General features: G+C 48.8%; 19 protein-coding genes and 1 pseudogene. 11 read left to right on the top strand and 9 right to left on the bottom strand.

Translation table 11 applies throughout. The features are described 5' to 3' along the window. Nucleotides 1–28 precede the first annotated feature (28 nt). From fbp to HZ996_05105, 4 genes are read left to right on the top strand one after another with little or no spacing between them, the layout of a single operon-like run. The gene (gene fbp / locus HZ996_05120; GenBank protein QTN38553.1) at nucleotides 29–1,003 is read left to right on the top strand and encodes a class 1 fructose-bisphosphatase; all 975 of its coding nucleotides are present in this window, start codon (nucleotides 29–31) and stop codon (nucleotides 1,001–1,003) included. A gap of 14 nt (nucleotides 1,004–1,017) precedes the next feature. Beyond that, nucleotides 1,018–4,356, top strand: a complete 3,339-nt coding sequence (gene mfd / locus HZ996_05115) for a transcription-repair coupling factor (GenBank protein ID QTN38552.1) — start codon at nucleotides 1,018–1,020, stop codon at nucleotides 4,354–4,356. Nucleotides 4,357–4,358: 2 nt separating this feature from the next. Continuing rightward, nucleotides 4,359–4,718, top strand: a complete 360-nt coding sequence (locus tag HZ996_05110) for a diacylglycerol kinase family protein (protein QTN38551.1) — start codon at nucleotides 4,359–4,361, stop codon at nucleotides 4,716–4,718. A gap of 30 nt (nucleotides 4,719–4,748) precedes the next feature. Beyond that, nucleotides 4,749–5,213 carry a GAF domain-containing protein gene (locus tag HZ996_05105; GenBank protein QTN38550.1) on the top strand — a complete coding sequence of 155 codons (465 nt, stop codon included), beginning with the start codon at nucleotides 4,749–4,751 and terminating at the stop codon, nucleotides 5,211–5,213. Here HZ996_05105 and HZ996_05100 read toward each other — a convergent pair. Then, nucleotides 5,207–5,668, bottom strand: coding sequence for a MarR family transcriptional regulator (locus HZ996_05100; GenBank protein QTN38549.1), 462 nt, complete (start codon nucleotides 5,666–5,668; stop codon nucleotides 5,207–5,209). The genes HZ996_05105 and HZ996_05100 overlap by 7 nt on opposite strands. Before the next feature lie 87 nt (nucleotides 5,669–5,755). On the opposite strand from HZ996_05100, the gene HZ996_05095 reads away from it, so the two are divergent. After that, nucleotides 5,756–7,495, top strand: a complete 1,740-nt coding sequence (locus HZ996_05095; GenBank protein ID QTN38548.1) for an agmatine deiminase family protein — start codon at nucleotides 5,756–5,758, stop codon at nucleotides 7,493–7,495. Between the two features lie 5 nt (nucleotides 7,496–7,500). Here the strand turns inward: HZ996_05095 and HZ996_05090 are convergent, their stop codons facing one another. Then, the gene (locus tag HZ996_05090; protein QTN38547.1) at nucleotides 7,501–8,745 is read right to left on the bottom strand and encodes an ABC transporter permease; all 1,245 of its coding nucleotides are present in this window, start codon (nucleotides 8,743–8,745) and stop codon (nucleotides 7,501–7,503) included. Between the two features lie 68 nt (nucleotides 8,746–8,813). On the opposite strand from HZ996_05090, the gene purH reads away from it, so the two are divergent. From purH to rodA, 6 genes and pseudogenes are all read left to right on the top strand, one after another. Further along, nucleotides 8,814–10,334: a bifunctional phosphoribosylaminoimidazolecarboxamide formyltransferase/IMP cyclohydrolase gene (purH, locus tag HZ996_05085; GenBank protein QTN38546.1), complete on the top strand. Its 1,521-nt coding sequence runs from the start codon at nucleotides 8,814–8,816 to the stop codon at nucleotides 10,332–10,334. Nucleotides 10,335–10,376: 42 nt separating this feature from the next. Next, nucleotides 10,377–11,402, top strand: a pseudogene (locus HZ996_05080) (rod shape-determining protein). Between the two features lie 22 nt (nucleotides 11,403–11,424). Then, nucleotides 11,425–12,255, top strand: a complete 831-nt coding sequence (gene mreC / locus HZ996_05075; GenBank protein QTN38545.1) for a rod shape-determining protein MreC — start codon at nucleotides 11,425–11,427, stop codon at nucleotides 12,253–12,255. Further along, complete coding sequence (gene mreD / locus HZ996_05070) at nucleotides 12,248–12,754, top strand: rod shape-determining protein MreD (protein QTN38544.1); 507 nt, start codon at nucleotides 12,248–12,250, stop codon at nucleotides 12,752–12,754. The genes mreC and mreD overlap by 8 nt, the downstream gene beginning before the upstream one ends. After that, nucleotides 12,751–14,619, top strand: a complete 1,869-nt coding sequence (gene mrdA, locus HZ996_05065) for a penicillin-binding protein 2 (GenBank protein ID QTN38543.1) — start codon at nucleotides 12,751–12,753, stop codon at nucleotides 14,617–14,619. Before mreD ends, mrdA begins: the two co-directional genes overlap by 4 nt. Further along, on the top strand, nucleotides 14,606–15,868 hold the full coding sequence (gene rodA / locus HZ996_05060) for a rod shape-determining protein RodA (protein ID QTN38542.1): 1,263 nt from the start codon (nucleotides 14,606–14,608) through the stop codon (nucleotides 15,866–15,868). The genes mrdA and rodA overlap by 14 nt, the downstream gene beginning before the upstream one ends. 54 nt (nucleotides 15,869–15,922) lie before the next feature. Here the strand turns inward: rodA and HZ996_05055 are convergent, their stop codons facing one another. The 7 genes from HZ996_05055 to HZ996_05025 are packed head-to-tail and all read right to left on the bottom strand — an operon-like array spanning nucleotide 15,923 to nucleotide 23,511. Beyond that, on the bottom strand, nucleotides 15,923–18,100 hold the full coding sequence (locus HZ996_05055) for a peptidylprolyl isomerase (protein ID QTN38541.1): 2,178 nt from the start codon (nucleotides 18,098–18,100) through the stop codon (nucleotides 15,923–15,925). 59 nt (nucleotides 18,101–18,159) lie between these two features. Next, entirely contained in the window at nucleotides 18,160–19,425 is a 1,266-nt protein-coding gene (locus HZ996_05050; GenBank protein ID QTN38540.1) for an HlyC/CorC family transporter, read from the bottom strand. Between the two features lie 8 nt (nucleotides 19,426–19,433). Further along, nucleotides 19,434–19,637 (bottom strand): hypothetical protein, encoded by a 204-nt coding sequence (locus HZ996_05045; protein ID QTN38539.1) that lies wholly within the window; start codon nucleotides 19,635–19,637, stop codon nucleotides 19,434–19,436. Then, entirely contained in the window at nucleotides 19,621–20,145 is a 525-nt protein-coding gene (gene lptC, locus HZ996_05040; GenBank protein QTN38538.1) for an LPS export ABC transporter periplasmic protein LptC, read from the bottom strand. The genes HZ996_05045 and lptC overlap by 17 nt, the downstream gene beginning before the upstream one ends. Before the next feature lie 46 nt (nucleotides 20,146–20,191). After that, nucleotides 20,192–21,508, bottom strand: a complete 1,317-nt coding sequence (locus HZ996_05035; protein QTN38537.1) for a hypothetical protein — start codon at nucleotides 21,506–21,508, stop codon at nucleotides 20,192–20,194. Between the two features lie 13 nt (nucleotides 21,509–21,521). Beyond that, nucleotides 21,522–22,793 (bottom strand): hypothetical protein, encoded by a 1,272-nt coding sequence (locus HZ996_05030; protein ID QTN38536.1) that lies wholly within the window; start codon nucleotides 22,791–22,793, stop codon nucleotides 21,522–21,524. Next, the gene (locus tag HZ996_05025) at nucleotides 22,780–23,511 is read right to left on the bottom strand and encodes a type III pantothenate kinase (protein QTN38535.1); all 732 of its coding nucleotides are present in this window, start codon (nucleotides 23,509–23,511) and stop codon (nucleotides 22,780–22,782) included. The genes HZ996_05030 and HZ996_05025 overlap by 14 nt, the downstream gene beginning before the upstream one ends. Nucleotides 23,512–23,579: the final 68 nt, after the last annotated feature.

Raw genomic sequence — 23,579 nt, 5'->3', positions numbered from 1 at the left:
GATATTTGCTTCAAAGCCTAACTCAACCATGGCGGTACAAACGCTGAGCGAATTCATTATTGAACGTCAGGCCGAGCTCCCACACGCGACCGGCGAATTCACCCGACTTTTTGGAGACATAACCATTGCTGCGAAAGTGGTGAACCGCGAGGTCAATAAGGCCGGATTGGTCGATATTCTCGGGGCTGCAGGGAGTGGAAACATCCAAGGGGAAGACCAGCAAAAATTGGACGTCTTTGCCAATACGCTCTTTATGGATCTTCTTCGGAATGGCGGGGAATGCCGAGCCATTGCCTCAGAAGAAGATGAGGACATTGTTGTGCTGGACGGTATCGCCGATGACGGCAAGTACCTCGTCGCTATGGATCCCTTGGATGGCTCATCGAACATCGATGTCAACGTTTCCATTGGAACCATCTTCAGCATCTTCCGCCGGAGAAAATTTGAAGGCCCAGTGACCGTGGACGAGTTCTATCGGCCCGGGACGGAACAGGTTGCAGCGGGGTATGTGATTTACGGTTCTTCCACCATGCTCGTGTACACCAGCGGTCGGGGCGTGAATGGCTTTACCTTGGACCCGTCCATCGGTGAGTTCTGTCTGTCGCATCCCAATATGCAGGTGCCTCAAGATGGAAGCATTTACTCCATCAATGAAGGAAACTTGTTTTCTGCGCCGCAAGGCGTTCAAGAATATGTGCACAAGTGTAAGGAGCGTCAATACAGCGCCCGGTACATCGGCTCTTTGGTGGCTGATTTTCACCGGAATCTTTTGAAAGGTGGAATCTATATGTATCCTTCTACGGAGAAGGCACCAAACGGTAAACTTCGCCTCTTGTATGAGTGCGCGCCCTTGGCCTTTTTGATCGAACAAGCGGGAGGTTATGCCTCGGATGGCGAACAGCGCATCATGGAAATTGTGCCTACGGATCTTCACCAACGTGTCCCTTACTACGTCGGATCACCAAAAATGGTGTCCGAAGTTGAACAATTGATGCGCGGCTGACTTAGTAAAGGCCGATGAACCAGCAAGAATTTACGCAGCTTTACGAAAAGGACCTGCAGGTCAAACGGGTCGCGGAAAAACTCCACGAGCCCGGAGTACAACGCGTACATCTCAAAGAGCTGGCGGGATCCCTACCGGCCATCATTGCCGCTTCCGTTTTCAAGAACTCCACGGTGCCCCATCTATTTGTCTTGAACGATAAGGAAGAGGCTGCTTATTTCTTGAACGATATTCAAAGCATCTTGGGGGAACGGGATGTGCTCTTCTTCCCGGGGAGTTATCGACGCCCATACCAAATTGAAGAGACGGAAAACGCGAACGTATTGTTGCGGGCGGAAGTGCTGAACAGGCTTTCATCGCGCCGTAAGGCGGCAGCTGTAGTCACCTATCCCGAAGGGCTCTTTGAAAAGGTGATTACGCGAAAGGAGCTTTCCAAGAACACCTTGCGCGTCAAGGAGAATGACCTGCTCAGTCCGGACTTTCTCAACGAGACCCTAAACGAATACCATTTTGAGCGGGTCGATTTTGTGACCGACCCCGGTCAGTTCAGCATTCGAGGAGGAATCGTCGATGTCTTTAGTTTCAGCAACGACATGCCCTACCGCATTGAGTTTTTCGGGGACGAAGTAGACAGCATTCGATCCTTCGATATTGAAACGCAGGTCAGCGAAGAGCGCGTTAAGGCCATTACCATTGTGCCGAATGTGAGCGACAAAACCATGGTGGAGCAGCGCGAGAGCTTTCTGCACTATCTCAGCAAGGAGACGGTCATTTGGACCAAGAACGCGGAGTTGGCGGGCGATCGACTCGAAAAGAATTTTGAAAAAGCTCAAGAGGTCTTTGAGGAGCTCAGCGGTGGTGTTCGTCATCGAACGCCCGAGGAGCTGTTCTTGAATCGGAAGGCCTGGAAGAAGGAGTTGAACGACTTCGATTTGGTGGAGTTTGGTCAGGGCTTCATGCATCGGGCCGATGAGGCCTTCGCCTTTGGGAGCGTCCCGCAACCCGCCTTCAACAAAAATTTTGAGCTCCTCGCCGAAAGCCTGCACAAGTATGACGAACAGGGGTATGAGAACCTCATCCTTTGTGCATCGGCCAAACAAGTGGAGCGCTTTCACGACATCTTCGAGGACATTGATGCGGAAGTGAAGTTTACGCCCGTGCTCTACACCCTGCACGAAGGGTTCATCGACCACGAGCGCAAGATGGTCTGCTACACGGATCATCAAATCTTTGATCGCTACCACAAGTTTCGACTCAAGACGGGATTTGAGAAGAAGCAAGCGATCACCTTAAAGGAGTTGACGAGTCTGCAGGTTGGGGATTTTGTGACCCACATCGACCACGGAATCGGAACCTTTGGCGGGCTGAAGAAAATCGATGTCAACGGCAAGCAGCAAGAGGCGATCAAGCTGATCTACAAGGACAACGACATCCTGTACATCAGCATCCACTCCCTGCACAAGATTTCCAAATACAACGGTAAGGAAGGCACCGCACCCAAAATCCACAAACTGGGTTCGGGAACTTGGGCCAAGACCAAGGCGAAGACCAAGACCAAGGTCAAAAAGGTCGCCTACGACCTCATCAAGCTCTACGCCAAGCGGAAAGAGCAAAAGGGCTTTGCCTGCGGTCCAGATAGCTACTTACAATTGGAACTTGAAGCTTCCTTCATTTACGAGGACACTCCCGATCAGGAGAAGGCTACGGAGATGATCAAGGAGGACATGCAAAAAGAAATGCCCATGGATCGCTTGGTCTGTGGGGACGTGGGATTTGGTAAGACCGAATTGGCCGTACGCGCCGCTTTTAAGGCCGTGGACAACGGTAAGCAGGTCGCTATCCTAGTACCGACTACCGTTCTGGCCTTCCAGCACTACAAGACCTTCGTGGAACGATTGAAGGATTTCCCCGTGACGGTCGAATACATCAACCGCTTCCGCAGCACCAAGCAGCAACGCGAGACTTTGAAGCGCTTGGAAGAAGGCAAGGTTGATATCCTCATCGGTACGCATCGGATAGTCGGGAAAGACGTCAAGTGGAAAGATCTGGGCCTCTTGGTCATCGACGAGGAACAGAAATTCGGTGTTGGAGTCAAGGACAAACTCAAGACCATTCGCGTCAACGTAGATACCTTGACTCTAAGTGCCACGCCTATTCCCCGGACCATGCAGTTTTCGCTTATGGGCGCACGGGACCTCAGCGTGCTGAGTACGCCTCCGCCGAATCGCTACCCTGTACAGACTGAAGTGCGCGGATTCAACGAAGAATTGATTCGCGATGCTGTGGCTTATGAAGTCAGCCGCGGTGGACAGGTGTTCTTTGTCCACAATCGAATCGAAAACATCAGCGAGGTGGCGGGAATGATTCAGCGCCTACTGCCCGATGTCAAGATCGGTGTGGCCCACGGACAAATGGAAGGGGCCAAGCTCGAAAAAATCATGCTCGCCTTTATGGAAGGGGAATTCGACGTACTCATTTCCACGACCATCATCGAATCCGGGCTCGACATTTCCAACGCCAACACCATCATCATCAACAACGCCAATTTCTTTGGGCTCAGCGACCTCCACCAAATGCGAGGCCGTGTAGGACGATCGAACAAAAAGGCCTTTGCCTACATGATTGCTCCGCCCTACTCCGCGATGACCGAGGAGGCCCGAAAACGCCTCAAAGCGCTGGAGCAGTTTAGCGACTTAGGCAGTGGATTCAACATCGCCATGCGCGACCTGGAAATTCGCGGAGCTGGTGATTTGCTGGGCGCCGAACAAAGTGGGTTCATTGGAGACATCGGCTTTGAGATGTATCAAAAAATCTTGGGCGAAGCCTTGAACGAACTCAAGCAAGAAGAATTCAAAGACCTCTACAAACAGGAAGAGGACAAGATGAAGCATTTCTTGGCGGAGGAGACCCTATTGGATACGGATCTCGAAATTCTGATTCCGGACGACTACGTCAACAATATTGCGGAACGACTCGCATTATATCGCCAGCTCAACAACCTGCAAACCGAAGAGGAATTGCGCAAGTTTGAGCAAGGCATGATCGACCGTTTCGGAGAAATCCCACCAGCTGTTCACGATCTACTGATCAGTGTCCGTTTGCGTTGGATCGGCCGCAAACTCGGCTTCGAAAAACTGACCCTAAAGGCCAATAAGATGATTGGCTTCTTCATCAGCGACCAAAGCAGTCCGTTCTACCAGAGTGCTACCTTCACACAAATCCTGAACTACCTCAAGAACAACTTCAGAACAGTCACCATGAAGGAGCGAAATAATCGTCTTACCTTGAGTTTTCAGAACGTCCCTTCCGTAGACCGTGCCATCGAACTACTCCGGGATATCTTGACCGATTGATCATGAAGGAAATTCGATCTTTCCAAGCCGCATTCCGCGGACTCTGGCATTTATGGACACGGGAGCGTCACGGACGCTTTCACTTGGCGGCTTCCATTATCGCCCTCACGGGCGGATGGTATTTTCACCTCGAAACATTCGAGTGGATTGCCGTGTTGATGTGCATTGGATTGGTCAACGGACTTGAGGCGCTCAATTCATCCTTGGAGCAAACCCTCGACCACCTTCATCCAGAGCACGATCCATCCGTAGGTCGAGCAAAGGACATGGCGGCTGGAGGAGTCTTGATTGCGTCGATCACTTCAGCCATCATCGGCTTGATGGTTTTCGGACCACATATCCTCGAGGCAATAGGCCTTTAATTCGTATTTTTGACATCTATTTTTGCGCCCATGTTACAAGAAGCCAAGCACCAAGAAATACAGATCAAAGCCATCGAAATTATCGACAAGAATCTCAGTATGCGGGAGAAGCAAAAAGCCATTTGCGACTTGCTCCTTCACGAGATTGGGCATTATGATTGGGTGGGCTTCTACATGAAAGATTCAGAGAAGGATGAATTGGTTCTTGGGCAGTACGCCGGAGAGCCCACTGAGCACAAGCGCATTCCCTTTGGAAAAGGTATCTGCGGTCAAAGTGCCGTTCAAGAACGAACGATCAACATTAGTGATGTGACAGCAGAAGACAACTACATTGCTTGCAGCATCGAAACTAAGTCAGAGCTTGTGGTACCCATTATGGATGGAGATCGATTTGTCGGTCAAATCGACATCGATTCCCACACGCCAAACGCCTTCAACATTCGCGATGAGCGACTGCTGCAAGCCATTTGCAAAAGATTGGCTGAGTTTTATTGATTGAAAACGTCTCGAATCTGATCGAGCGTTGCATTGAGTTCCTCAAGTTGCTTTTCTGAAAGCCCCCGAAGCATTTCCACAGGTGAAGGTTGCTCCTTAGTAATCAAATCCAGTAGGTCCAGACCTTCTTTTGTGATGAAGATATCCACTTGTCGGCGATCACTTTCGCAGAACTCACGAGTGGCCAGTTTCTTTTGAACCAGTTTGTCTACCAATCGGCTCACATTACTGGATTTATCCAACATACGCTCATTGAGCAACTTTACTGAAGCAGGCTCGCCTTTTCGACCGCGCAGAATGCGCAATACATTGTATTGCTGATGCGTCAAGCCGTAGGCTTTAAATACTTGTCCCTGACGCAGGGTTAGGAAGTTCCCGGTGTAGAGAATATTGATCAAGGCCTTTTCTTGCTCGGTCTTGAACGTCTTCTGTTTAATGGCTTCTTCGATGCTCATAGAAACAAACTTACGCATTTTTTCAATGTAGATACATCTATTTTGCGGGTATCTCGAGTCATCCTGTGATTCCCGTATATTAGAGCTATGAAAAGATCGCTACTACTCCTTGTCTTGGTCGTTTCCTCATTGTCCTATGCACAGGAAACTCCCCTACCACGATTTATGACCCCTGCCGAAGAGGCGCTTATGGATTCCTATGTGCCGCCTTCACCAGAGGGAATCCCCACGCCACCACCCGGCCCCATGCGCACCATGGCAGAATGGGAAGAAATTGAATACTTGACCATTACGTGGACAGGATACGCCGATATTCTGGCCGAAATTGTGGATGCCGCCCAGGATGAAGTTACCGTGATCATCACCTGCAATGACTCCAACAGCGTTATTAGTGCCCTAGCAAATCGCGGGGTTCCCAACCAAAACCTGCGCTTCATTGAGCAGGGGTTCAACTCCGTTTGGTGTCGTGATTATGGTCAAAACAGCGTCTATTTGAATGACGTCGACAGCCTGGTCCTTGTGGATTGGATCTACAATCGCCCCCGTCCCTTGGATGACCAAGTACCCGAAGGCATCGCCAACGAATTTAATTACGCCCTTTACACTTCTACCGTAGCTCCGGACGATTTGGTCCATACTGGTGGAAACTTCATGAGTGAGGGAACCGGAATTGGTTTCTCCAGTGAGCTCGTAGTTGTGGAGAACGGACCCTCCGGACAGTTCAACCAAACCGTTAAAACTGCGGCGGAAGTCGATTCATTGATGAAGGACTACATGGCTATAGATCCTTATGTGCGCATGGATGAACTTCCCTTCGACATCATTTCGCATATCGATATGCATATGAAACTCATCAACGAGAATACCCTTCTGGTTGGAGAGTTTCCTGCTGGCGTGTCTGACGGGCCTCAATTAGAGGCGAATCTTCAGTACATTTTGAGCAATTACACCGCTCGTGACGGAAACCCATTCCGACTCATCCGAGTTCCTATGCCGCCGAGCTTGGCCGGAAACTACGCGCCCAACGCCTATTACCGGACCTTCACCAACAGCATTTTCATCAATAAGACCGTATTGGTGCCCACCTATCGGGAAGAGTATGACACCACGGCATTGCGCATTTACGATGAGGCTCTGCCCGGCTACAACATTGTACCGATCAATTGTGAAGCCATCATTCCTGCGGCCGGAGCCCTACATTGCATCACCCACAGCATTGGTGTTCGTCAGCCGCTTTTAATACAGCACTGGAATCGCGACACCATTTCGACCATTAACGTCCCGCTCATTGAAGCAGAGATTCAGCACAAGAGCGGCATTGCGTCGGCCACACTGTACTTCCGGTATGGAACTACAGGAGCCTTTACGGCCCTTCCCATGACCGCAGGTTCGGGAAATTCTTGGTCAGCAAATATCCCGGTTGTTATTACACCTACCACCCCATACGACTATCTTCAGTACTACATTGAGGCTGTGGCCAATGACGGCAAACTTCAACGACGTCCTATGCCCGCTCCTCAAGGATATTTTGAAACAGTCCTGGCAAATGCCATCAGTATAGAAGAAGAGCGCGCAGAGCTCAAAAACGTCTATCCAAATCCAGCTTCGGCCATTACTTGTGTGCCTTTAAATGCGCCTACCGCTGGAACGGGAACAGTAGAACTGCTGAGTTCAGATGGACGAGTCATCCAAGTCTTACATGACGGAAAATTGGATGCTGGGACCAATCGCTTTTTCTTCGACGCCTCCACTTTGGCATCCGGTTGGTACCTCGTACGAGCTTCGGTGAATGGACGAATAATGACCCAAAAGGTCAGCGTACAATAAGGGTATTACATTCCTGTTCGGATCGCTTCTACAGGATCCAATCGAGAAGCAGTGTAGGCGGGAATGAATCCACTGATCACTCCAATCAAGGCGGAGATCCCGACTCCGGTGATGACATTTCCCATACTCATGGCAATGTTAAAATCGGCAGCCATTCGGACCGCTGTGGCGCCGCCGAAGACTAGAAGTAATCCAACGCCACCTCCAAGGACACAGAGGATGACCGATTCAAATAAGAATTGGAGCATGATGAAGAATTCTTGGCCCCCGAGGGCCTTCTGGATTCCGATTTGATTCGTGCGCTCCTTCACGGAGACGAACATAATGTTGGCAATACCAAAGCCACCCACCAGGATAGAAAAGCCACCAATAATGGCTCCCGCGGCCCCAATGATGTCGAAGAGTCCTTCAATTCCTGCAGAGATCGCACTGATTTCGTTCAATTGAAAATTGTCTTTTGCCTTAGGTTTCAAACGGCGTACGTTTCGCATCACCCCGCGAAGTTCATCCTTCAATTGTTCCGCCGTGACATCGGGCTTGGCCTTGGCCATGATCATCGGATTGCTCCGATCCATATCAATGAACTTTCTCAAGAAGTTGATGGGAACAACAACCAGCTCATCGGGGAGTTCCCGAAAGGTGTTGCTCCCTTGTTCCTCAAAGATTCCGATGACGTAAAGTTTTTGACCCAATACGCGGATCTCCTGTCCTATTCCGCCTCCACCTGGGAAGAATTTCTCTGCAATATGGGCCCCGATCATGGCAAAGTTTCGACCGGTTCTGAATTCCAAGTCGGTGAAGTATCGGCCCTCAGTTAGGTCAAACTCCCACATGACGTCGTAGTCCTCACTGACGCCAAAGACTCCTGCGCGTTCAATGGAGTTCCCTTCGTATTTGACCGTTACGGTTCGCGAAGCACCGAATGTGGCCGCGAATAAACTTGGGGTCTGCTTCTGAACTACTTCCAATTCTTCGTACTTGACTTCAGGTCTTTTCATGTACTCCCACCACTCGTATTCTCCACCGCCGCCGCCCCAGGGCCACTTCTGAATGTACACCACATTATCACCGAGCTCGTTGAGATCATCTCGAACGTTTCGTTCGAGTGAATCCACAACCGTGAATACGGCAATGATGGCAAAAATACCAATGGTGACGCCCAATAAGGAGAGAACTGTACGGAGTCGATTCACAGCAAGTGCGTGGAGCGCGAACTTGATGCTTTCGTTAAAAAGGCGCAAGTAGATCATAAGTCCAAATATAGCGAAGTGCAGGTCAATTTGTTACCTTTGGCGTCTTCAAAAGTATCCCCATTCTTATGGCTGTCAAGAAAATCAAAACCGCCCTCGTTTCGGTATTTCACAAAGAGGGTTTGGAGCCCCTAGTTCAATTGCTCCACCAAAATGGAGTAACCCTTCTTTCAACGGGTGGAACCTACGACTTTATCATGCGTCAAGGCATCCCTTGCGAGAAAGTTGAGGACCTTACCTCCTACCCTTCCATCTTGGGTGGTCGCGTTAAGACGCTTCATCCAAAAGTCTTTGGTGGCATTCTCGCTCGACGTCCGCTCCAAGATGATCTAAACCAGTTGGCGGAGTACGATATTCCCGAAATTGACTTGGTGATTGTTGACCTCTACCCTTTTGAAGACACGGTTGCCAGCGGGGCAGCAGAGCAAGATATCATTGAGAAAATCGACATTGGAGGAATTTCACTGATTCGCGCAGCGGCAAAGAACTTCAACGATGTGGTCATCGTTCCCTCACGACGCGACTACGATTACCTGCAGCGCATTTTGGAAGAAGGTGACGGTAGCACCACCCTAGAGCAGCGTAAATACCTCGCCGGTCGTGCGTTCAACATCAGCTCGCACTATGACACAGCCATCTATCACTACTTCCAACACGATGAAGACCAAAGCTTCAAGCGCTCCATCCCCACTGCGCATGTGTTGCGCTACGGGGAAAACCCACATCAAGAAGGTGTGTTCTACGGAGACCTAGAAGGCATGTTCGACAAACTCCACGGAAAGGAGTTGAGCTACAACAACCTATTGGATGTCGATGCTGCGGTGAACTTGATGAACGAATTTGACACCTGTACCTTTGCCATTTTGAAGCACAACAATGCTTGTGGTGTGGCCAGTCGTGAAAACTTGGTCGATGCGTATAAAGATGCATTGGCAGGTGACCCAGTATCGGCCTTTGGCGGCATCTTGATCACGAACGAGACTATTGACGTAGCTACGGCAGAAGAAATCAACACCCTATTTTGTGAAGTGGTGATTGCTCCGAGCATCGTGCCGCAGGCACTGGAAATTTTGAAGAGCAAAAAGAACCGAATCATCCTCATTCAGAAAGAAGTGGACTTGCCTAAGAAGCTATTCCGCACGACCTTGAACGGTGTTCTGGAACAAGATCGCGACAGTGTGACCGATCGCAAAGAGGAGATGGAAACGAGAACACAGGTGGCTCCGACTGAGGCTCAATTGGTGGATCTGGAGTTTGCGAGCAAGATTTGCAAGCACACCAAATCGAACACCATTGTTCTGGCTAAAGACGGTCAGCTTCTGGCGAGCGGAACCGGACAGACCAGTCGGGTGGATGCCCTTCGCCAAGCCATAGCCAAGGCGCGCAGCTTCGATTTTGACTTGAATGGGGCCGTAATGGCGAGTGATGCCTTCTTCCCTTTCCCCGACTGTGTGGAGATTGCGGATGAGGCGGGAATTAAGGCCGTTATTCAACCTGGAGGATCCATCAAAGACCAGCTGAGCATCGATTATTGCGATGCACACGAAATGGCCATGGTATTCACCGGAACGCGTCACTTCAAGCACTAATTTTTTTACTTTTAGCGGATTGACTAAAAGAGCACGGGGCTGATGGGTTTATTTGATTTCATGACGCAGGATATTGCGATCGATCTGGGGACAGCGAACACCTTGATCATCCACAACGATAAAGTCGTCGTGGACGCGCCGTCCATCGTTGCCGTGGACTCCATGAGCCGCAAGGTGATCGCAGTTGGGCGCACCGCTCAGCAGATGCACGGAAAGGCGCATGAAGGCATCAAGACCATCCGTCCACTGAAGGATGGTGTGATTGCCGACTTTAACGCTTCCGAGCACATGATCCGCGAGATGATCAAGAACATCCCGGCTCTCAAGAACAAATTCTTTGCTCCATCACTGCGTATGGTCATCTGTATTCCTTCCGGGATTACAGAGGTCGAAAAACGCGCGGTACGGGATTCCGCGGAACACGCGGGCGCCAAGGAGGTGTACCTCATCCACGAGCCAATGGCAGCGGCCATCGGAATCGGAGTGGATGTGACCGAACCGAAAGGAAATATGATCATTGATATCGGTGGGGGTACCACGGAAATTGCGGTACTTGCTCTAGGTGGAATCGTCGCCGACAAGTCCATTAAGGTTGCGGGTGATGTCTTCACCAGTGATATCGTTTACTACATGCGTGCCCAACACAATCTCGCCGTTGGAGAACGCACTGCCGAGCGGATCAAAATTGAAACTGGAGCGGCTACTGAAGATCTTGAGAATAAGCCAGAGCCATACGCTGTGCAGGGTCGTGACTTATTGACCGGGAAACCCAAAGAAGTTACGGTCACCTTTGGCGAGATTGCCAAGGCCCTCGACAAGTCCATCATTCGTATTGAAGACGCGATTATGGAAGCGCGTCCATGACCCCCTCCAGAACTCGCGGCGGACATTTACAATACGGGGATCTACATGGCCGGTGGAGGCTCTATGCTTCGCGGTTTGGACAAGCGAATTTCTCGCAAAACAGAACTACCGGTATTCATTGCAGAAGATCCTTTGCGAGCCGTTGTTCGCGGTACCGGAATTGCCTTGAAAAACGTCGACAAATTTACGTTCTTAATGCGTTAAAGTTGTAGGCCGTTTTTCATTCATGCGCAGCATCCTTCTATTTCTATATCGCTTCCATATCACTCTGACCTTCATTGGTTTAGAGTTGATTGCCATGGTGCTGATCGCGCGCAACCACAGCTTTCAAAACAGCGTTTTTTGGAACGGCACCACCGAGGTCACCGGACGGCTTTACGCCTCTATCGATTACTGGCGTGAATACTTCCACCTCCGCGAGAGCAATAAACTCCTCGTAGACGACAACGCCGCCCTCTACAGTCAGCTCCCTTCCTCGGGTTTTGATAACGGAGTGGAGCGGGTCCTACGGACCGATAGTACGCGCCAGCAGCAATACCAGTTTTATGGAGGTAAAGTGGTCAACGCTACCTTCAACAAGCGCAACAATTACGTCACCATCAACCGCGGGACCAGGCACGGCGTACAGCCAAGGATGGGAGTCTTTGACACCAAGGGCGTAGTCGGCATTGTGAAAAGCGCCTCATCGCACTACGCTGTAGTTCTTCCTCTGCTCCATCGAGACGTTATGATCTCTGCAAAACTGAGCGGTTCGGATCACTTCGGGATTCTGCAGTGGGATGGTAAAAACCATCAGCGTGCGAAACTTCGAGACATCCCGAAACACGCACAGATTACACCCGGGGATAGCATTGTAACCAATGGCTTTTCCAACATTTTCCCTGAAGGAATCATGTTGGGAATCATCGATGATGCAGAGCTGGTTCCAGGCACCAACTACTACGACATTACCGTTAAGTTGAGTACGGACTTTTCGCGCTTGCGACATGTGTACATCATAGAAAACAAATTGACCTGGGAACGCGATTCCTTGGAAGCTGCCTCCATTAATGAATAAGCCAGGACTACATCTTACCCGCTTTTTCGTCCTGATGGTTACCCAGGTTGCCCTCTTGAACCAAGTTCAATTCAGTGGCTACATCAACCCCTATTTGTATATCCTCTTTATTCTCCTTCTGCCTCCTCGCTTAAACAAGTTCTACCTATTGCTTATCGGATTCGGCACGGGATTGCTCATTGACGTGTTCATGGGCAGCTACGGCCTGCACGCCGCAGCCACTACTTTGGTTGCCTACCTCAGGCCTTGGGCCATACGACTATATGCTACACGCGGAGAAGACGAATGGGAATACTTAGGCCTCTCGACGATGGGGACAGCCAAGTTCTTGAGCTATACTGTTCTATTGGTTTTTGCTCACCACTTCCTCCTTTTCTTTTTAGAGGCCTTCCGCCTTTCCGAGTTCTTCACCGTTTTGGCTCGGACACTCTTAAGCACCGTCTTTACGGTTGCCCTTATCTTCTTGGTTCTGCTCATCTTTAATCGACGTAGCGAATGACCCAAGGCGATCTCTTTGAACGGCGAAAACTTCTGGTCTACCTGATCGTCCCTCTTCTCGGCCTGATCTTCCTTATTCGCTTGTTCTATCTCCAAGTCATTGACGACCGATACAAATTGAGCGCAGAAAGCAATGTGCTCCGTGCCATCACGCAGTATCCTGATCGCGGATACATCTACGATCGAAACGGAACATTGATCGTCAGCAATCAACCCGCGTACGACCTTATGGTGATTCCTCGCGAGGTGAAAGATTTAGACACGGCTGCGTTTTGTACTGATCTCGGGATCGACTCGCTCCAGTTCGCGAAACAATGGGAGACGCTCAGACGACGGCGCGGGTACTCGTATTACAAACCCTCAGTCTTTCTCAAACAAATTAGTCGCGAGCAATTTGCGGGGGTACAGGAAAAGCTCTTCAACTACTCGGGATTCTACGTTCAGAAAAGAACCCTTCGTCAGTATCCTTTTGCGTCGGCGGCCAACGTGCTGGGTTTTGTCCGCGAAGTATCGGACCACACCCTTCAAGAAAAACCAGAATATGCACCAGGAGATTACATTGGAGGTGCCGGGGTTGAGAAGAGCTATGAAGATGCCCTCCGAGGTCAAAGAGGAGTATCGTACCGCATGGTCGATGTGCACAACCGAATAAAAGGGTCCTTTCAAAAAGGGAAATACGACACAGTGCCCGTACCCGGTGCCGAAGTAACGACCACCATAGACATTGACTTGCAGCGATTCGCCGAGGCCTTGATGACCGAGAAAAGAGGCAGCATTGTGGCCGTAGAACCCTCTTCAGGGGAAATCCTCGCCCTAGTCAGTGCACCTACCTACGACCCCAATTTACTCGTTGGCCGTATTCGTAGTGCCAACTTCCGGAAGCTCGACGCAGACACCTTAAATCTGCCCATGTACGACCGGGCTGTATTGGCGGAATACCCCCCTGGATCGCCGTTTAAAATTGTGAATGCTTTGATTGGCCTGCAAGAGGGAGTTCTTACAGAGTCTACTACGCATTACTGCCGACACGGATGGCGCTACAAGTCTTTACACGTTGGATGCCACAGCGATCCGGGCCCTTATCGATTAGACAAGGCCATTGTGGCGTCGTGTAACGCCTACTTCTGCGAAACCTATAAAGACATTATTGAAAAATACCCAAGCACGGCAGAAGGCATGGACGCCTGGTCAGAGCATGTCAAAAGCTTTGGCCTAGGACGTTATATGGGCAACGATCTCCCTACGGGACGAAAAGGCCACGTCCCCGATGCCGCCTACTATAACGGAGTTTATCCTCCCGGGTCTTGGCGAGCCGTAACCACCATTTCTAATGCCATCGGACAAGGTGAGCTCCTTGTCACCCCCATTCAATTGGCCAATCTATCGGCCACCATTGCCAATCGAGGATACTACTACACACCCCATATCGTAAAGGCCATTGATGGACAAGCCATCTCGGACACTAATTTCACACAACCCAAATACACCACCATTGAACCGCGTTACTTCGAGCCCATAGTGGAGGGAATGCACGGTGTATATACAGATGTAGACGGTACGGCCTATTGGTCGCAAATTGAGGGAATCGAAATCTGTGGAAAGACAGGAACTGCGGAAAACCCCCACGGGCAAGACCACAGTATCTTCATCGCCTTTGCCCCGAAAGACAACCCTAAAATTGCCATCAGCATTTTTGTGGAAAACGGATATTGGGGATCCAGATGGGCAGCGCCAATGGCCAGTCTTTTGGTGGAGAAGTACATGAGAGATAGTATTTCGCGAACTGATTTGGAACAGCGAATGCTCGAAGGAAGTTTGGCAGAAGAATACGAACAACAAGCACAGCGAATCGGTGAGGAACGATAAAAATCCATTCGCAAATATCGACTGGCTGACCGTGGGACTATATGGTCTTATGGTCCTCCTTGGGTGGCTGAACATATACGCAGCGGTTTACAATGAGGAGCACGCCAGCATCTTCGACATGAGCCAGAAATATGGGAAGCAATTCCTTTGGATTTTGACCTCCTTGGTACTCATCCTACTCATTGTTATTGTGGACGGAAAATTCTTCAGAACCTTCGCTTTCCCGCTTTATGGAATCATGATGGCTGCCTTACTCGGCGTTTTATTCTTCGGAAAGGAAATTGCTGGGGCTCGAAGCTGGTATGCCTTTGGCGGGTTCAGTATTCAACCTTCTGAATTCGCCAAATTCGCCACCGCCCTAGCCCTTAGTGCCTTCTTGAGTGGCATGAATCGTTCCCTTGCGACATGGCGTGACAAATTATATGCACTCGGGATTATCGCTCTCCCGATGGTGCTCATCATCCCTCAACCCGACCCAGGATCTGCTCTGGTCTTCACCGCTTTATTCCTCGTCCTCTACCGAGAAGGACTGAGTGGTAACTACTTGGTCATAGGTGTTTCCGCCGCCATTCTCTTTTTATTGGCTTTACTTATTGATCAGTGGTGGCTGAGTGGACTGCTTCTTCTTGCGGGGCTTGTTTTCACATACATCACCCGAAAAACCAAAAGGGCGTGGATCTTTATTTCTCTACTAACCATTGGGGCTATAGGCTTTACTCAAAGCGTCGACTACGCATTCAATAATATTCTTGAAGACCGGCACCGCAATCGAATCAACATTCTCCTCGGGAAAATGGAAGATCCACAAGGTGTCGGTTACAATACTGAGCAAAGTAAAATTGCGATCGGATCTGGAGGCTTTTGGGGCAAAGGGTTCCTCAATGGCACCCAGACGAAATACGATTTTGTACCGGAGCAGAGTACCGACTTCATCTTTTGCACTGTAGGAGAAGAATGGGGCTTTGTGGGGTCATTCTTAACCATTGCCCTATTCGTTACCTTGATTCTCAGAATTGTACACGTAGCCGAACGTCAGCGTTCCCACTTCAGCCGAATATATGGATACTGTGTCGCCAGTATTCTCTTTGTGCATTTTGCCATCAATATTGCCATGACCATTGGCCTAGCTCCGGTTATCGGAATCCCCCTACCATTCTTTAGTTACGGTGGGTCAAGTTTGTGGGGATTCACTATTCTCCTTTTCATCTTTGTCAAGCTGGACGCATACCGGATGACCATCCTGCGATAAAAAAAATCCCCGTCAGCAAGGCCGACGGGGATTCAATTCGTTATTTCTAAAATCTTATTGGAAGCGTGCGCGGTTGTCTACGACGTTCGCTTGAGCTTTTAAGCTTTCGAATACATCGTTAGTGATGCGCGTACCGTATTGATTTGTGATTTGCTGCATCTCTGTCGCATAGCTTTCCTGAGTGGCAGCTTCATTACGGCTGTTCACCTGGATCACAAATACACCTGAGTTTCCAACAATCGGCTCACTCAATGTATTCAATGGAAGAGAAACCGCTGCGGCTGCAATCATAGGCTCATTTCCTACACCGCTCACACTGCTGTTCGCAAATGAAACGGCAGTAGCGTTGATTACCTGTGTTCCTAATGACTGGGCCAAATCGTTAAGATTGCTGGCTCCGCTGAGCTCTGCACTCAAGCTCTCTGCCTTCTTTTCACGAATAGCGCGGTTTTCGACTTGAGAGCGCACATCTTCCAAAGAAGCATATCCTTCTTCCTTAATATTGGTCAAGAAAGCCACCACTACCTGATTGGAGACGTCGAAGATATTGACCTCTCCTTCCTCAACACCATCTTCGAACGACCAACGCACAATAACGCGGCTGTCGGCAATTCCTGGAACGGTTTTATCCAAAGGACGAAGGTTGGTTGCGGGACGAACCTCTGCTCCGAGCTCTTGCGCTTTGGCGCGGAAAGCTTCCAACGACTCTGCTGATCCAGCAAGATCATTGCTCTCAGCGTAGATACGATCCTCTGTTGCATTGGAAGGAAGGATACGTTGATCCAAAATTCCCACCTTGACCACAGGACTAGCACCACCTTGATCCGTGATTTCAATAATGTGGAACCCGAATTCTGTAATCACAAGACCGATGTCTCCGGTTTCGTTATTGAAGGCGTAGTTGTTGAAGTTCGTGGTCATCATTCCTGGTTGGAACCACTCAAGGTCCCCTCCTTTAGTTTTGGATGGTCCATCCGAGTATTGACTGGCCAAACTTGCAAATTGACTTGGATCATCCTTAACCACACCAAAGAGGCTATCTGCTAATACCTGGGCTGCCTGTGGAGATCGCACTACTTCTGGGGCTGCGCGTTCGGCACCGGCAAAAGCAATCAAAATGTGACGAGCGCGAACAGAGTCCGGCTGAACTCCTTTGTCGATGAGCTTAGCTGCGCGGTAAAAGTCACCATCGCGGTAAGGTCCGTAGATGTATCCAGGTTCACTCGCAAACATGAGCGAATCGTAGCGCGCGTCCAAAAGCCCTTCCGTCAACCACTGCCCGAAATAGCGACTTTGCTCGCTATTGGCATTGATGAATGCAGAGTCGTCCTTTGTGTTAATGAAACCCCGAAGTGTATCATTCTCTTTAGTCTCGTTGTTGTAAACGACCTCATCCTGCATCAGCTCATCAAAACGACGTGCGGCAGCATTGACGTCGTCTTCAGAAGGAACTATATTGAAAACGACATACTCAATATCGCGAGCATCTTCTTGCTTGTAGAGCTCTTCTTTATTCTTGTTGTAGTAAGCCTTGATATCGCTCTCACTAACGCTAACAGCACTATCATTGATGCTGGTATACGGACGATAAATCAAGCTAATGCTCGCAGTAGTGTTGCGATCGCGAAAGCTCATTTCACCTTCTATATTGGTAGCGATGATTCCAGACGAAATCAAGTTGTTGTACTTGCTCTGAAACTGAGTCGTGTACAATTGATCTTCAAAAGCTTTCCATTGAACCCAAGCCTCTTGCATTTGCGGATCAGTAGAACGCTGCTGTTCTAAATTGTCAATGTACATCTTGACGAGTGCCTCGTCAAACTGCCCATCTCTTTGGAATCCTTGATTAGTATTGATACTGGGGTTGGAAATGATGACATCCCAAAGCTCTTTTCCGGTTACTTGAATGCCGAGTTCTTCGTACTGACTTCCCATAATTCCCTCGCGGAGAATTTCGTCGTAAGTCAAGTCAAAGAATTGATCTCGTGAAGCATTGGTCATACCTACATCTCCAGATGAAGCAATGTAGTCGTCGATTCTCTTTTGAACGCGTTGATTGAACTGGATCGAATTGATCTTTTCCCCGTTAATCTCGAGGATCGTGTTTCGGTCACGCTGGAGAATGGAACCTCCTGAACTGAGAAGGTCTGTCAGAATAAAAGCAAGCATGGCAAATCCCACAATTCCGATCAAAAGTCCGGAACGCTTGCGGATGTTCTGTAATGTGGCCATTCCTATGGATTTTAATTAAGGCCACGAAGATACAAGTATTGGCAGAAATTTGAAAGCCCCTATTCCTCCTCTTTCACACGCAGAATAACCTCTTCTATGCGGTTGTGATGGGAACTTTTGATGGTGAAAATGAAGGGCTTGACAACGATTACATCGTCTTTAACTGGAATGCTCTCGTAGTAGTGTGTAATTAAGCCGCCGAGGGTCTCGTAAGACTCGCTAACGGGCAAGTCCATTTTGTACTTTTCGTTGAGATAATCGATTTCCAATCGAGCGCTAAACAAGTACTTATTCTCACTGAGCTCTTCTTCCACTAGATCCTGGCGATCGTGCTCGTCCTCAATCTCGCCAAAAATCTCTTCGATGACGTCCTCAATGGTAATCAATCCACTGGTGCCGCCGAATTCGTCTAAGACAATGGCCAGGCTCTTTCGTTCGCGAATCAGTAGATTGAGCACCTCATTGGCTGGCATGGACTCTGGAACCATGGATACAGGCAGCAGAATACTGCGAATTTGCTTGGGTTTCTTGAACAGCTCAAAGCTGTGGACATAGCCGATAATATTGTCTAAGCTCTCCTTGTAAATCAAAATTTTACCCAGACCCGTTTCGATGAATCGCTGACGTAACTCTTCAACAGAATCACTCACATCCATGGCAATCAACTCGGTACGCGGAACCATGCATTCGCGGGCTTTAACCTTTCCAAAATCGAGGGCATTCTGAAAAATTTGAACTTCGTTCTCCACCTCTTCTAGATTGTTCTGGTCTTCGATCTGCTGACGTACGTAGTTATCCAGGTCCACGCGATTAAACATGGGTTTTTCATCGTCCAGATCGGCTCTAAATAGGGTCTTCAGTAAGAAACTGGAAATACCCATAACGAACCCCACCACTGGAAAAAGAGCATAGTAAACCAAAAGAACAGGCAAGGCAAAGGCTCGGAGTAATTGGTTTGAATACAGAGCAAAGATGGCTTTGGGCACATACTCCGCCATAATGAGAATAATGAGCGTACTGAACAGAGTTTGAATCAGCAAAACGGCTACATCATTTGACGTGAATTGATAAAGCGTAGGCTCTACCCATTTGGCCATGAAAATTCCGTACACCACTAGAGCAATGTTGTTCCCAACCAGCATGGTGGCAATAAATCGGCTCGGATGAGCCATCAAATGAGACAATAAGCGCGCGGCAAAGTCACCTTGCTTATTCTGAAGCTCAATCTGCAGTTTGTTGGAGGAAACGTAGGCAATCTCCATTCCAGAAAAGAATGCGGAGAGGAGAACAGAGGCCAGTACGATTGCTATAAGTGTAGAGACCATGAGTCAAGTTAGCCATTCCGATCACGCATCTTCTCTTCCATTCGGATACGCTGTTTACGTCGGAACCAATACATAAAGATAGCCAAAACCAAAAAGGCTCCGAAAATCCACTTCTTATCGCCTGGAGTATTCCACAAACGAACGAGCTCGATCAAGGAAACGCCAGCAATGACGATCCACATAATCTCAATGACTTTAATTGCTGCCTTCATCTTCTTCTAATGCTATGACCCCTGCGGGTTTTTTAATCGTGTATCGTGTAAAGGTCTGATTGGATTCAAGTCCGTAACCGGTTAATTGTTCCGTGGCTGTCGTTATCCGAACAAATTCATCTGTATAGATCTTCTCGTTCGTCTCATCCCAAGTTAGGTGTTCTGTCTGTAATTTCTCTCCATCTTCGTTGACGACAATCACATTTCGTTGGGCCTCGGTAATTCCTCGATCTTGATATTGAATGGCATATTCCGCACTCAATTGAGTGGTCACTTCTCCCAAGCTGTTGTAGAATTCGACTTCAAGCCCCTTTGGGTACTCAGTATAAGGTTTCTCAAGGGAAGCATACCTGGCAATTTCAGGTGCGTCAAGCTTTAACCGAATGGTGCCGCTATCGCTGTACAGGATCTCAATATCATAGGCCAGCTCATCCGGAATATCCACCGGAGCACTTTGCTCCATAACACCACTTTCGGGTTTAGAGCACGAAAAAAGCATTGCCGACACAAGGACGGCAATGCTCCAATGATATCTCTTGAATAACCCGATCAAGTTAGTCGCGGTCCGGGAATCGAACAGTAGCTGTTTCGTTTATCCAACAACCTACTGGCACACTAGCATCCTCGTGCTTTCCAAAGTTGAACGCCAAGGTAAAGTCAGGGGCATACTCCTTGTACGTGCTGATACGCTTGTTCGCTTTATCCGCAGCAGATGGATCAATGCTCTTGGCATAGTAATATTTGTCTAGGGCTGCCCAATAAACCGTCTTAACCTCAAACTCCGTTGATCCACAGCCTTTTGTAGAGGCGTATAGATCTCCGATTAAGATAAAGGGATCTCCCCATCCCGTGCGATCATTTGCAGCCTTCAAAGCAAAGGTGCGCGCTGAAGCTCGCTGACCGAGTTTTTGATAGGCCGTTGCAATTTTCAAGTTGGTTTCTGCTCGACGATTGGCAACAGTATCCCGAGATGCGGCCAATTGATAGTACTCTACAGCCTTTTGCCAGTCTTCACGAGTCATACTCATGTTCCCCATGGCGATACCTGACTGAACATCCGGATTCAAGCTAAACATTTGAGCCGCAATGCGGAAGTAAATGTCGCTATCCGTACATTCTTTGCGCTCGAGTAGTTTGGCCGCGCGCGCAAGGCGAAGTTCGTCTGCCGCGAAGTTGTCATAAGCCGCCTCGAATAGTGGAATGAGATCTTCACATTCAAAAAGCGGTCCTAACATCCCGTCAATTCCTGTACGAGCTTGATCGTAGTACTTCATGTACTTCTCTTCGCCAAACTCCGTGTTGTACTCAATATGACCCATAGTAGTCTGGTACACATCGATCAACTCAAATTTGTCCAATTTGTCATCGTTGTACATCATTGCACTTGCCTTCACGTAGTTGAACAAATCGGTTGCACCGGCTTCGTTCCCTTCCGCTTCAACACTTGCTTTCAAAAGACCGTATGCCTCCTCGTATGATTCTTTCTTACGATACTTCATCAAGACAGAAGCTTTTTCCCCTTGGATATAGCTTTCTTGACCTGGGAAGTACTGATTACGAGCATCCCAAACCATAAGGAGCGTATCCACAAGACTCTGCAAAACTTCAGGGTTCTCTTTGTTGGCATCTATTCGCGCCTTCATCAATCGAGGTCCAATGATGTAGATATTCTTGCTTGAGGCGGGACAGTTGTCAAAAGTCCATTTCCATGGCTTGTAGGCATCTCCGTAGTTCTTTGCTTTGTAGAACTCGTAAAAAACAGAGAGCTTTTCGCTACACGTTAAACTGTCGGTTCCATAGCTCTGAGCTTGGGCCTTTCCAAAGGAAAAGGTGAAAACAAGGGCCATCCCGAGGATGATCTTCTGTTTCATCGTTATTGAAATTTTAGTCAATTTTTCTTTTTGCAAACCATCTGTCGTTCATCGTCAGCCCAACGGTGAATCGGGCATAGCGTTCACGAATCAATTCATTTTCTATCGTTCCTTTCTGTCCCAACTGCACTCCAAAGTTCAAAGTGGAGAGGGATTTGTTCAGGAACGGTAATGCTACTCCAAAAGTCATACCAGCATCGTTAATGACCTTTCCACGCAGCTCTAAATTCGTTGCGCCGTAGTAGGCACCGGCGCGATATTGGACCCTAGACCAATAGCTCCCCACAGAACTCCAATCGGGCGTCCAATATGCTCCTACGGCAAAACGGTAGCTATTGTTCAAACTATCTCCAATACCATTGCGATTATATTCACTCCAGTTCTTGAACTGGTAATCCGCGCCAATGAAGAATTCGTTGTACTTGCCGTAGCCTATTCCAAAGCTCCCTTCTGTGGGATAAACAATGCTGCCGATGACTTCATCAACCGCCTCTAGGGTATCCTTAACAACCGATGTACCTAAAATGGTACCGGTATAGCTGTAACTCAGAAAATCGGATTGAACCTCGAGTTCGGCTTCTGGGCCCAGTACGGCCCCAAAGGTCATGAAGCGACCTTGATCAAGGTTTAATTTATACTGAAGACCGTAGCTCAAGTAAAAATTAGACACCCGCAGGGTTGCTTGTTCGCTGGTATTGAAAAAGCCCGTCGAATCAAACTCAACACTATTCGTTCGATCCTGACGACCAAAGATATAATTCAAGTTCACGCCAACGCTCAATCCCTTGATGGGCATATAAGCAATTCCCGTAGTAAAGATGTTGATCCCTCCGGTTCCCGTGTAGTAGTAATTCACTCCGCCAATATCTTCGAGCTCCTCAGAGGCTTGAAGGTTATAACCTAAGGTGGTATATGGGTAGATCGTAAATCCCGCTCCAAACCGCTTTCCCATGGGGACACCTACGGCAATGTGGTTCAGATAGGTAGAATTGCTGTTTTCCGCCCGTTCCGCTGTGGCTACCTCTGAAAAGTTCTGAATCGCGCCGATTTCAAAAGAAGTCAGGCGGAGGTGCGTATAACTGGCCGGATTACTGGGGTTTACGTGAAGTGAATCAATCATGGGGGCCAAGAGTCCACCCATTTGTTGGTTTTGTCCAAGACCGTAGAACTGAACCTCTCCCGGACCAAAACGCGCGTATGGACTCAGAGAACTGGTTTGTGCGTTCGCGCCTCCCACCGTAAGGGTGAAGCCTAGAACAAAGAGTAAGTGTTTAAGTGCCCGCATGATGCGTAAAGATCTCGTTCAGTCCCCGAAGGACGTAGAACGGGTCGGCAAAGATGCCCAAATTTTCAGTCGATTCAAAGTACTGCGCATCTCCACCGGTTAAAATAACGTTAAGATGAGGGTGTTCTTGCTTCATTTGGCGAATGTATCCCTCAATCTCTAACTGCCAGCCCTTTAAGCCCCCTTGCCAAAGAGAATCATGAGTACTTTTTCCCGGCCAAGCAGAATTATCGGGCGCATTCTTGACCCAAGGCAGACGTTCAGTGAATTCGTGCATAGAACGAAGACGCATCTGGAGACCAGGGCTAATGGACCCTCCCAGGTATCGACGACCTGGTGCAACTACATCAAAAGTGATGCATGTACCGCAGTCAATTACAAGCGAATACTGATCTGGACGAGCTACTGCTGCTGCGACAGCCACGGCCTTCCGGTCCATTCCTAGAGTTTCCGGTGTGGTGTACTCCATATGAAGGGGTACTGTGGATTCAGGCCTTAAAATAAAGGTCTGATAATCATCTTGAAGTGAAGCAACGAAAGGCTCTACGTCAGGCCCTGTACTCGCAGCGACGACAGCTTCGACATTCATTCCGTGTACCCAGGGCTCTAAATCTACCAAGGTAACATCCGTCATTCTGCCATGGTCTAAAAGCTCGGACCCATCAAAAACTCCGTACTTTAAACTTGAATTACCCCAATCCAGAACAAGTGTTCTCATTTACTGCTTTGTTTCGCGGCGAAGATAGCCAAAATCTAGCCCTCGTATTTGGAGTATTCAGAGCAAAA

It is taken from the genome of Cryomorphaceae bacterium (assembly GCA_017798125.1).
GTDB lineage: Bacteria > Bacteroidota > Bacteroidia > Flavobacteriales > ECT2AJA-044 > ECT2AJA-044.
The sequence above is the reverse complement of the archived record's forward strand: the minus strand, read 5'-3'. Positions and strand labels throughout refer to the sequence as shown.

What these genes read in the sequence shown, in the direction of transcription:
- fbp (QTN38553.1), top strand. Translation starts at nt 29, where the DNA reads ATGGCGGTACAAACGCTGAGCGAATTCATTATTGAACGTCAGGCCGAG.
- mfd (QTN38552.1), top strand. Translation starts at nt 1,018, where the DNA reads ATGAACCAGCAAGAATTTACGCAGCTTTACGAAAAGGACCTGCAGGTC.
- HZ996_05110 (QTN38551.1), top strand. Translation starts at nt 4,359, where the DNA reads ATGAAGGAAATTCGATCTTTCCAAGCCGCATTCCGCGGACTCTGGCAT.
- HZ996_05105 (QTN38550.1), top strand. Translation starts at nt 4,749, where the DNA reads ATGTTACAAGAAGCCAAGCACCAAGAAATACAGATCAAAGCCATCGAA.
- HZ996_05100 (QTN38549.1), bottom strand. Translation starts at nt 5,668, where the DNA reads ATGAGCATCGAAGAAGCCATTAAACAGAAGACGTTCAAGACCGAGCAA.
- HZ996_05095 (QTN38548.1), top strand. Translation starts at nt 5,756, where the DNA reads ATGAAAAGATCGCTACTACTCCTTGTCTTGGTCGTTTCCTCATTGTCC.
- HZ996_05090 (QTN38547.1), bottom strand. Translation starts at nt 8,745, where the DNA reads ATGATCTACTTGCGCCTTTTTAACGAAAGCATCAAGTTCGCGCTCCAC.
- purH (QTN38546.1), top strand. Translation starts at nt 8,814, where the DNA reads ATGGCTGTCAAGAAAATCAAAACCGCCCTCGTTTCGGTATTTCACAAA.
- mreC (QTN38545.1), top strand. Translation starts at nt 11,425, where the DNA reads ATGCGCAGCATCCTTCTATTTCTATATCGCTTCCATATCACTCTGACC.
- mreD (QTN38544.1), top strand. Translation starts at nt 12,248, where the DNA reads ATGAATAAGCCAGGACTACATCTTACCCGCTTTTTCGTCCTGATGGTT.
- mrdA (QTN38543.1), top strand. Translation starts at nt 12,751, where the DNA reads ATGACCCAAGGCGATCTCTTTGAACGGCGAAAACTTCTGGTCTACCTG.
- HZ996_05055 (QTN38541.1), bottom strand. Translation starts at nt 18,100, where the DNA reads ATGGCCACATTACAGAACATCCGCAAGCGTTCCGGACTTTTGATCGGA.
- HZ996_05050 (QTN38540.1), bottom strand. Translation starts at nt 19,425, where the DNA reads ATGGTCTCTACACTTATAGCAATCGTACTGGCCTCTGTTCTCCTCTCC.
- HZ996_05045 (QTN38539.1), bottom strand. Translation starts at nt 19,637, where the DNA reads ATGAAGGCAGCAATTAAAGTCATTGAGATTATGTGGATCGTCATTGCT.
- HZ996_05035 (QTN38537.1), bottom strand. Translation starts at nt 21,508, where the DNA reads ATGAAACAGAAGATCATCCTCGGGATGGCCCTTGTTTTCACCTTTTCC.
- HZ996_05030 (QTN38536.1), bottom strand. Translation starts at nt 22,793, where the DNA reads ATGCGGGCACTTAAACACTTACTCTTTGTTCTAGGCTTCACCCTTACG.
- HZ996_05025 (QTN38535.1), bottom strand. Translation starts at nt 23,511, where the DNA reads ATGAGAACACTTGTTCTGGATTGGGGTAATTCAAGTTTAAAGTACGGA.